Annotated in this window: 7 protein-coding genes; 4 read left to right on the forward strand and 3 right to left on the reverse strand. The window is 50.4% G+C overall.

Annotation, left to right across the window (positions count from 1 at the left end; translation table 11 throughout):
• Position 1 precedes the first annotated feature (1 nt).
• From ACYVJG_RS03805 to ACYVJG_RS03815, 3 genes are all read left to right on the forward strand, one after another.
• Positions 2-1,441 (forward strand): sigma-54-dependent transcriptional regulator, encoded by a 1,440-nt coding sequence (locus ACYVJG_RS03805; RefSeq protein ID WP_460429875.1) that lies wholly within the window; start codon positions 2-4, stop codon positions 1,439-1,441.
• A gap of 1 nt (position 1,442) precedes the next feature.
• A complete protein-coding gene (locus ACYVJG_RS03810) occupies positions 1,443-2,432 on the forward strand; it encodes an NADH-quinone oxidoreductase subunit B family protein (RefSeq protein ID WP_460429865.1) in 990 nt (329 codons plus the stop codon).
• 283 nt (positions 2,433-2,715) lie between these two features.
• Positions 2,716-4,458: a sensor domain-containing diguanylate cyclase gene (locus ACYVJG_RS03815; protein ID WP_460429866.1), complete on the forward strand. Its 1,743-nt coding sequence runs from the start codon at positions 2,716-2,718 to the stop codon at positions 4,456-4,458.
• A gap of 5 nt (positions 4,459-4,463) precedes the next feature.
• On the opposite strand, the gene ACYVJG_RS03820 is transcribed toward ACYVJG_RS03815, so the two are convergent.
• Positions 4,464-5,540, reverse strand: coding sequence for a DUF533 domain-containing protein (locus ACYVJG_RS03820; protein ID WP_460429867.1), 1,077 nt, complete (start codon positions 5,538-5,540; stop codon positions 4,464-4,466).
• 91 nt (positions 5,541-5,631) lie between these two features.
• Positions 5,632-6,471, reverse strand: a complete 840-nt coding sequence (gene ppk2, locus ACYVJG_RS03825; protein ID WP_460429876.1) for a polyphosphate kinase 2 — start codon at positions 6,469-6,471, stop codon at positions 5,632-5,634.
• A gap of 459 nt (positions 6,472-6,930) precedes the next feature.
• Between ppk2 and ACYVJG_RS03830 the strand changes: the two genes are divergently transcribed.
• Positions 6,931-8,628, forward strand: coding sequence for a glutamine--tRNA ligase/YqeY domain fusion protein (locus tag ACYVJG_RS03830; RefSeq protein ID WP_460429868.1), 1,698 nt, complete (start codon positions 6,931-6,933; stop codon positions 8,626-8,628).
• Positions 8,629-8,748: 120 nt separating this feature from the next.
• Here the strand turns inward: ACYVJG_RS03830 and ACYVJG_RS03835 are convergent.
• Positions 8,749-10,097: DUF4214 domain-containing protein (locus tag ACYVJG_RS03835; protein WP_460429869.1), on the reverse strand; the 1,349-nt coding region annotated here is incomplete at its 5' end.

Below are 10,097 nucleotides of genomic sequence, written 5' to 3' on the forward strand. Positions count from 1 at the left end.
GATGTCTTCCTTGTGCACTGTCTTGTTGGTGGATGATGAGCCTCGTTCTTTACAGGCGCTTTGCCGTTGTTTGGAGGACGATTTCCATGTCCTTTCGGCTTCGAGTGTTGAGCAAGCTTTTCGGTTTCTTGAAGCCGAGTTTGTTCATGTCGTCATTTCCGATCAGCGTATGCCTCTTGTCAGCGGTGTGGCGTTTTTGCGTGAGGTTCGTGAGCGTTTTCCTCAGGTCGTTCGGATTATTTTGTCTGGCTATACCGATCAGGCGGATATCATTTCTGCAATCAATGAAGCCGGCATTTATCAGTATTTGTTGAAACCTTGGCATCCAGAGAGTTTGTTGTTAACCGTCCAAGGCGCCGCCGAGCTCTTTCGCTTGCAGCAGGAGAATGAGTTGCTCAATATCGAGCTCCGTGCCTCTACCCCTTGGTTGCAACAGCGCGTTGAGCAAAAACGCCACGAATTGCGCTCGCGCCACGCCATGGCAAAGGTGATCCGTGCAACAGATAGCCCACTGCATCAGGTGTGTGCTTTGCTGGAGCGGGTGGCAGGGTTTGATATTTCGGTGTTGATTGAGGGTGAGTCGGGTGTAGGCAAGGAGCTATTAGCACGCGCTTTGCACTATGCCAGCCATCGCAAAGAACGCCCTTTTGTGGTCGAAAATTGCGCCGCGATGCCGCAGCACCTATTAGAAAGTGAGTTGTTTGGCCACAAACGCGGTGCTTTTACTGGGGCCTATCAAGATCATATCGGTTTGTTCCAACGCGCCGACGGCGGCACTGTTTTTTTGGATGAAATTGGCGAAACTTCTCCCGTATTCCAAGCCAAATTGTTGCGGGTGTTACAGGAAGGTGAAATTCGCCCTGTTGGTAGCAATCGCCCGCTTAAGGTTGATGTCCGCGTTGTCTCTGCCACCAATAAAAAGTTACTCGATTTGGTTGCACAGGGACGATTCCGCGAAGATCTGTATTACCGCCTGTCGGCTTTTTCTGTTTGTGTTCCTCCATTACGAGAACGACCGCAAGATATTCCCCTGATTGCCGAGTCGCTGTTACAGGAAGCGCGCCAGCTCTATCAACGGCCTCAATTACAGTTAAGCCCAGAAACACTCACCGCGTTGTGCCAATATGATTGGCCCGGTAATGTGCGACAGTTACGCAATGAGTTATATCGTATGCTGGTGTTGGCGGATGATGATATGTTGCATCTCGATGCCTTATCGCCATCTGTCCGATTGACCACCGAGGCCAGCACAGCCGCTGTTGGCTATGAATGGTTTGGTGAGCTGAATGGCGATTTACGCGCTCGCCTTGATGTCTTAGAAAAACATATTTTACAAGATGCCCTGCAACGCCACCGCTGGAATAAAACCCGTGCCGCGCAAGAGCTGGGGTTATCTCGGGTCGGCCTACGCAGTAAGCTGGCACGACATGGATTAATTTGAGATGGCAATTCGTTTATTGTGGTTGCAATCTGGTGGGTGTGGTGGCTGCACCTTATCGTTGCTATGTGCAGAACAACCCGATTGTTTCACCGCATTGGATAACTTGGGGATTGAGCTTTGTTATCACCCCAGCCTTACCTCGGTCAGCGGTAACGGCACAGAAGCGTTGTTTCTCCATCATATCGAACACGGTCTGGATATTCTGTGTGTAGAAGGAGCGGCGATGTTGGGGGGTGAGGGACGGTTTCATGTCAGTGGCCCACAACAACACCCTTTCCACCACTGGATCACCGCGCTTGCCCACCAAGCACGCTATGTGGTTGCAGTCGGCACCTGTGCTGCCTATGGTGGCATCACCGCAGCGGGGGACAACCTGACAGGTGCCACAGGTTTGGCGTATGCCGATTATCATGCAGGTGGGCTGTTGGGTGCCGCATTTGTCAGTCAAGCCGGTTTACCAGTCATCAATTTAGCCGGCTGTCCCACTCACCCAAATTGGGTTTTAGAAACGCTTGGTTTGTTAGCACATGATGCACTCACAGCATCCGATCTTGATCCCATTGGCCGACCACGCTTTTATGCAGATAAATTAGTTCATCACGGCTGCGATAAAAACGAGTTTTATGAATTTAAAGCCAGTGCCGAGAGTGTTGGTCAACAAGGGTGTTTAATGGAATTTGTTGGTTGCAAGGGCACGCAGGCTCATGCAGATTGCAATATCCGCCCGTGGAATGGCGAGGGCTCTTGTCTCACCGCAGGGTATCCGTGTATCAACTGCACAGCGCCAGATTTTGCCAACCCAGGGCATGGTTTTTTTGAAACCCCTAAAGTGGCTGGTTTTCCTGTTGGTCTGCCAACCGATATGCCTAAAGCGTGGTTTGTCGCGCTGTCAACTCTCTCAAAATCCGCCACACCACCGCGTGTCAAACACAATGCCACCGCCGACCGCCTTATCACGCCGCCATCGCTGCCGCAGAAAAGTAAAACTTGAACCGTCGGTTAATTGTAAACTTCATTTTTCCTTTGTTTTTGCGTGGAGCATGGAATAGGAAAAAAGATTTAATTAACAATTAAAAATAATCTCTATCAAAAAAACCAATTTTTCTTGCCTGAAAAGCAAAATAGTTTTCAATTTATCTGCACATCAAGCCATGGTTGCCACAATCAATTAAATTTCATTTGGCAACGAATCCGTTACAATCCCTCCGCTGATCTAGTACAAATTTTCAACGACTTAGTCTTGACAAGTCGCTGTTCTGTTAGGAAGTCATGGAATGCCTGTCTTAACGTGGTTATTACTTGGCACGGTACTGTGTTCGCTGCTTGGGATGTGGTTGCTGTTTTGCTGTTGGCGACAGCGGGGGCGAGTCTTGCAGTGGCTAGATGCGTGTCCTGAAGCGGTGTTGGTCGTGGGACGAGATGGCAAAATCCGCTATGCCAATCATCTCGCCTGTGAGCTCAGCGGTGGGCTCAGTATCGACCAGCTAAAAGGCCGTCCACTGGCCGATTTTATTCCACATTATGGTGATGGACATGGGCCAGTGTGGGAGGCATTATTTTTTGCTGGGGAAAGCCGCGCACATGGCAGCTTGGGCATCAAAACTTGGTTAAATCAACAACAACACAGTTGTGAAGTCCACATTCAGGCTACCTCGTTACCAGAACGCAAGGCAGTGGTGTTTTTATTGCGCCCAGCCAATCAAGAGCTGTTTCCACATCCGCAACGCTATTTAGCAGAAAAACTCCTACAGACTGCCGAGCAAGATGCAGGACTGGGTTCTTGGGTATTACATATTGATAGCGGCAAATTAGATTGGAGTGTGACTGTCCACGACATATTTGGTACGGATCCGGATAGTTTTCATCCAACAGAAGAACGCTATTTTGCCTGTGTCCATCCACAAGACCGCCTACGGGTGCGGCAAGAGCTCGATCATTACATGGCATTGGGACAACCATTTGATGTGGAATATCGGATTGTTCGTCCTGATGGCAGTATTCGCCATTTATTAGAACGCAATCATGTCCATTACTGTAATGATGGGTCGATGGATTACCTATTTGGTACGGTCATTGATATGACCAAACAGAAGCAGTTACAGGAGCAATTACAACTGTCACAGCTGGCGGTTGAGCATTGCTCAGAAGGTATTGCGTTGAGCGATAACAAATTACATTGGCTGTCATTAAACCCAGCTTTATGTCAGATGTTGGGACAAGATGACTGGCCAGCGGATCAGCCCTTGCCCTTGCGACAACAGCAAACACTCTTAACACTGTTTGAACTGCAAAATCTACTGGCAGGGGAATCCCATTGGCAGGGAGAGTTAACCTTAGCGCCCCCCAACCGCCAGCCCTGTGCCGTGTGGTGTTCTGCGACACGTGTGGTCGATAAACAGCAGGTGGTACGTTGGGTTTGGATTTTCACCGATATTCGGCGCATTAAAGAAGTCGAAGCACGTTTACACAATCTGGCCTTTCACGACACCCTCACTGGTTTGGCGAATCGCAGTTTATTTAACGAACAACTGCGACAAGCCATGCAACAAGCACGCGAACAGCACAAGCCGTTAGCGATTGCCTTTATTGATTTGAATGGTTTTAAGAAAATCAATGATTTATTGGGACATGAAGCGGGGGATGATGTGTTATGTGAAGTGGCGCATCGTTTACAACAGGCCTGTCGGCAACAAGATATGGTCTGTCGCTGGGGGGGCGATGAGTTTGCCTTATTACTGCCGCAGTGTGAATTAGGGCCGGAGTTAGACGAATTATTGTCTCGGCTGCAAAGCAGCGTTGCCCTGTTGCGGCAATATCAGGGGCGGCTGTTGCCGGTCACGGCCAGCATGGGCGTGGCTTTATATCCCGACAGCGCCCAAACTGCAGAAGCGTTAATGAAACGCGCTGATGAAGCGATGTATCGTGCCAAGGGTGAATCGGGACGGCGGATTTGGATTGATGATGGCCGACAACTCACCACCCTCACCCCAACCGCCTATCCCCTACCGCAGTCTTAAAGCGATTACAACAATTGTTTGCCGCGTACCAAGTCCATCACTTGGCTGGGATTGAGGCCTTGGGCGCGTTGTTGAATCTGCGGCAATGATTGAGCCTGTAGCTGTTTCGCTGAACCTAATAGACCTTGGAAACTATCGCGCAAGGTCGCGCTATTCATGGTTCGGCCACCGGCGTAATAACGTCGTGCCAATTGGCCCATGGCATAGGTGGTGGCAAATGAAAATGCCATTCCCGTAGCAGCATCGCCGACCTTTTTCCCCGTTTTTCCGCCCACTTTGCCAAATAACCCGCCTAATAATTTGCGGCCAAATTGTTCAACATACTGCGAGGTGAGCCCCACCCCAATGGTGGCTAACCATTCTTTAATATGGCCGCTGTCTAGTTCATAACCATAATGCTTGCCGATTTGATGCACCATTTTCATTTGCAGGGGAATAATCGCCATCGAAGCCCACGACTGGGGCAATAATTCCAGCGCACCATTGAGCAAAGCATAATTCATCACTGTGCGATCTAACTGCGCTTCGGTGACATTGGCTGGTCGCAAACCAGTCGAAGCCGGTGTTGGGTAGTGTGGCGTTGGGGTCGGTGACATGGCATTCGCGGCAAGACCACCGGCAGCAGCACCAGCAGCGAGACCAGCAAATAAACCCAGCCCTGAACTAGGGGTGGGGCTCGGCGCAGGGGGTGCGGAATGTGCCCAAGATTGGGTAAAGGCAGCGCTTTGTTGTTCGAACGACTGGGTATGTTGGCTATCCAGTTGTAACAAACCGCGTAGTTGTTGCAGGAATTGTTGTTCTGCTGCGGTACGCAAACCATCGGCATCACAAATACACACTGCCATCTCATAAGCAAACTGCCGATGTGCAACATCGTGCAACAGCGCGGCGACCTGTGGCAAAGAAACCCGTTTGAATAACACATCTTGATACAGGCGGCTTAATTCGGCTTGTTGGTTGACATGCCCTAAACTGTCGGCAATTTGCCGAATCTGTTCCCGTTCACGGTCGTCATTATTGCCATCGGCAAAGGCGGCAAATAGGGCAATGGTCAACACGGCTTGTTGTTGCTGTAATTCCACAGGTCGTTCCTTTCTTGGCATACCGACAGAAAAACGGCGTGTTACCTCAAATAGGACACGCCGTTGTTGACAATCGGGGCAAAAGCAAAAATTAGAAGCTGGTCATGGCATTTTCTTCTTTGCTCAACACCGTTGCCGCCGAGCCAACCAATAAAGGATCGGGTGCACAAGCAACTTTAGGATCTTTATCGGGGTAAGGCAGAGAATGTAAGAAGTAGCGCATACAATTAATGCGGGCACGTTTCTTATCATCCGACTTAATCACAATCCACGGTGCGTCGGCCGTATCGGTATGGAAGAACATCGTTTGCTTGGCACGGGTGTAATCATCCCAACGGTCGAGCGATTGCACATCGATGGGCGACAGTTTCCAGTGTTTTAATGGATCGTCACGACGAGAAATAAAGCGGCGCATTTGTTCTTCGCGGCTGACCGAGAACCAGAACTTGAACAGATGAATGTGGCTGTTGACCAACATCCGTTCTAACTCCGGCACTTGACGCAAAAACTCCAAGTATTCTTGTGGTGAGCAAAAGCCCATCACCCGTTCTACGCCAGCACGGTTGTACCAGCTACGGTCGAACATCACGATTTCGCCAGCAGTCGGCAAATGTTGGATATAGCGTTGGAAATACCACTGACCCCGTTCGACATCACTCGGTTTTTCTAAGGCTACCACACGCGCAGCACGTGGGTTGAGGTGTTCCATAAAGCGTTTAATGGTACCGCCTTTACCTGCAGCATCACGGCCTTCGAACAACCCAACAATTTTCTGTCCGCTCTCACGCACCCAGCTTTGTACCTTCAACAGCTCAATTTGCAATTCGCGTTTATGTTTCTCGTACTCGCGGCGCTGCATCCGAGTTTTATAAGGATAATCGGCAGGTAGAGGTGCGCTGCTGCTGTCTTCATCGCTGCCGTGTGGTGCCATCGCAAAGCGCGCAGAAGGCGCGATAATCGTATTGGCAACAGCGGTTTCTTGCGAAGCAGCAGGGGTTTCAGTTGGCTTAGTTTGGTTTAACGTTTTTGGCGTATTGGTTTTACGCGGACGCGCTGCCGGTGCTTCGGGTGTCACTTCAATCGCAGCACTCGCATTCGGCGCGGATGTTGGCTCAACAACGGGGGTCTCTTTAGTAGGGCTTTCACTCATAGACAAATCTCCTTAGAAAAGCAGGTTGTTGATCAACCAAAAATGACATGAAGCAGAAATGACAAAAAGATAGTATGCTTTCTTTTCTCATCTGTCGATAGTTTATGCACAGATTTTCTCGCCAACGGCATTTTTTTGTTTTTTTTCTTAACATTAGTACGCAAAGCCACCGCGCAATGAAAAGGCTTGCGGTAAAATCAGCCCCCATTGTTTGTTGTCTAATAGGATGTTTGAACCCTGATGAGCCACGATCACACCCCTACCGCAATGCCCTCTCACTTTATCCGCCAAATTATCGAGGCGGATTTGACTTCGGGCAAACATCAGCAGATTGTGACGCGTTTTCCGCCAGAGCCAAATGGCTATCTGCATGTTGGCCATGCTAAATCTATCTGTCTGAATTTTGGCTTGGCAGAGGATTATCAGGGCAAATGCAATCTACGCATGGATGATACCAACCCTGAGAAAGAATCAGATGAGTATGTCCAATCGATTAAAGAAAGCGTGCGCTGGTTAGGTTTTGATTGGGATGGCGAGGTACGTTATGCCTCGGACTATTTCCAAGCGCTCTATGACTATGCAGTTGAGCTGATTCGTGCTGGCAAAGCCTTTGTTTGTGATTTAACGGCAGAGGAAATGCGTGCCTATCGTGGCAGCTTGACCGAACCCGGCAAAGAAAGCCCTTACCGCAACCGCAGTGTTGAGGAAAATCTCGATCTGTTCACCCGCATGAAAAACGGCGAGTTTCCCGATGGCAGCAAAACCTTGCGTCTAAAGATCGACATGAGTTCGGGCAATGTGAATTTGCGCGATCCGGTGATTTATCGTATCCGCCGCGCCCATCATCATCGGACTGGCGATCAGTGGTGTATCTATCCAATGTATGACTACACCCACTGTATTTCTGATGCGCTAGAAGGCATTACCCATTCTATCTGTACCTTGGAATTTGAAGACCATCGGCCACTGTACGATTGGGTTTTGGATAACATCACCATCGCTTGCCATCCACGCCAATACGAGTTTTCCCGTTTAGAGCTGTTGTATGCGCTGACCTCAAAACGCAAACTGAACGCCTTGGTCACCGAAGGTAAGGTCACTGGCTGGGACGACCCACGTATGCCAACCATTGAAGGCATGCGGCGACGTGGCTACAGTCCAGCCGGTATTCGCCTGTTTGCACAGCGGATTGGTGTGTCGAAAAGTGAAAACATCATTGATATGAGCGTGCTGGAAGGCGCGGTACGTGAGACATTAGAAGGAGAAGCACCACGAGTCATGGCGGTGTTAGACCCGATTAAAGTCACGCTGACCAATTTCACCGACGGTATCACCAGCAGCCGTAGTGCGCCCTTCCATCCTCACCACCCAGAGTTTGGTGAGCGCGAAGTGCCGATTAGCCGTGAGATCTACATTGAGCGCGACGACTTTGCCGAAGTGCCTCCCCCGAAATGGCAACGCTTAACATTGGGGGGTGAAGTTCGCTTGCGCTATAGCTATGTCATCAAGTGTGATGAGATGATTAAAGATGATACGGGCCGAGTGATTGAACTGAAATGCTCAATCGACCACGATACCTTAGGACAAAATCCTGTCGGTCGTAAGGTAAAAGGCGTGATTCATTGGATTTCTGCTGCACATGCCGTTGAAGCCGAAGTGCGTTTGTATGATCGTTTATTCACCGTACCACGTCCTGATGCTGTTCGGGGTGAGGATGGCGAATATGTTGATTTTATGCGGTTTTTAAACCCTGCCTCGTTAAAAGTGGTGACTGGTTATGTCGAATCTGCTGTGAACAGTGCAGCCGCAGAAACCCGTTATCAGTTTGAACGTATCGGTTATTTCATCACCGACCGCTACGATCACCAAACAGGACAGAAAATTGTCTTTAACCGCACCGTCGGTCTAAAAGACACTTGGGCAGCACAATCGGCCTAACCGTTGCTAAAAATCGGTAGGGTGCTGTCACCCCGAAGGGGCGACACACCATGAGTTGTTAGCATTTCTGACAAAAAAATTGGGTTGCCAACCACCGGCAACCCAATCTTTTAGAAACGCTTACACCCAGCCATCAAACTGCATCACCGTCCCGATGGCGGTAATGGCTTCGCTGCTGGCGGCGATGTCAACGGCGAGCCAGTCGCGGGTGATGAGTTGTTTTTCGAGTTTGTTGACCAGCGGGGTCAGTTCGGCGGTGGTGGCTTGGCGACCATAGGCGTTTTGGTACAGGGTTTGCACATAGGTGGCGTTGTCCATCTTGGCCAAAGCGGTGTTGCGGGCGTTGAACCAGTCGAACACTTCTTGGGGTTGGAGGAAGCCGGCGTAATAGTCGGCAACGGCTTTGGTGCCAAGTTTCCATTCTGCCGCAGTGGCATCACGGTTGAGATAGACCTGCACCATGCGCGCTAAGATGCCTTCTACCCGATCTCTGGCCAGAATCACGACTTCTTGACTGTCGAAGGCGAGGGTTTCGGCGTTGTTGAGGTCAAACATGGCCCCATCGCTGTAGCGGGTGATCTCGAGGTGGTTGCCGTTGCGTTCGAGAGCATAGTCGCTGCGTTTGCCGAGTAGGTGCAGCACATCATGGCCTTGTTTACCGTCGATGAACAGCGCCAAGCCCATCGGCAGATAGCCTTCTTCGGCGTTGGCGTGACCGATAAAGTAGCGATTGGCGGTGACATTGAGGACGTTAGGGTCGTATTCAGCGGTAAACACTTCGCCATAGCGGATGGTGAGGTTGTCGCCGCTGTCGAATTTGACCAGCTCAACATCCAGCAGGCGGTCGATTTCTCCAGTGGTCTTGTGGGTCAGCACGACGGTGTGACCATCCACGCTGATGGTGTAGTCACTACGGGCACCACTTTGGATAGCAGTGTCGTTGCCAAAGCCACCGTTAAGACGGTCATTGCCTATGCCACCGGTGAGGGTGTCATTACCCGCACCACCATACACGGTATCGTCACCCGCTTCACCAAAGGTTTGGTCGTCACCGCCGAGTGACCCCACCGTGTCTTGTCCACCGCCGCCGTAGATGCTGTCGTTGTCGGCGCCTAATACGATAAATTGGTTGAGGTTATCCCCGACAGCAACGTTTTGCCCACTGCCACCAATGGCGCGCACTTCACCGACAATGGCGATAAAGTCGATATTCTCGACTTGAATCACCGTGCCTTTCGGCAGTTGGCTAACATCAATCACCACCGCTTGTTTGCCATCGCTGGCACGACTCGAACCACTCACAATCAGTGGTTGACTCGGTGCAGTGGTGGTGTTGGCTGTCACTGTCGGCACCACCGTTTGCACAATCAGTTTTTCATTGGCAGGCAGGGCATTGAGGAAGGTAAAGCCATTGCCTTTCATCTCTTCTTGAATGCTTGAACCTGTTGGGGTTTTTTGTTCAATGCGAC

The sequence above is a fragment of the Aquaspirillum soli genome, assembly GCF_054781915.1.

Excerpts from the sequence above, each read along its gene's own strand:
- ACYVJG_RS03805 (WP_460429875.1), top strand. The coding sequence starts at position 2 with ATGTCTTCCTTGTGCACTGTCTTGTTGGTGGATGATGAGCCTCGTTCT.
- ACYVJG_RS03810 (WP_460429865.1), top strand. The coding sequence starts at position 1,443 with ATGGCAATTCGTTTATTGTGGTTGCAATCTGGTGGGTGTGGTGGCTGC.
- ACYVJG_RS03815 (WP_460429866.1), top strand. The coding sequence starts at position 2,716 with ATGCCTGTCTTAACGTGGTTATTACTTGGCACGGTACTGTGTTCGCTG.
- ppk2 (WP_460429876.1), bottom strand. The coding sequence starts at position 6,471 with ATGGCACCACACGGCAGCGATGAAGACAGCAGCAGCGCACCTCTACCT.
- ACYVJG_RS03830 (WP_460429868.1), top strand. The coding sequence starts at position 6,931 with ATGAGCCACGATCACACCCCTACCGCAATGCCCTCTCACTTTATCCGC.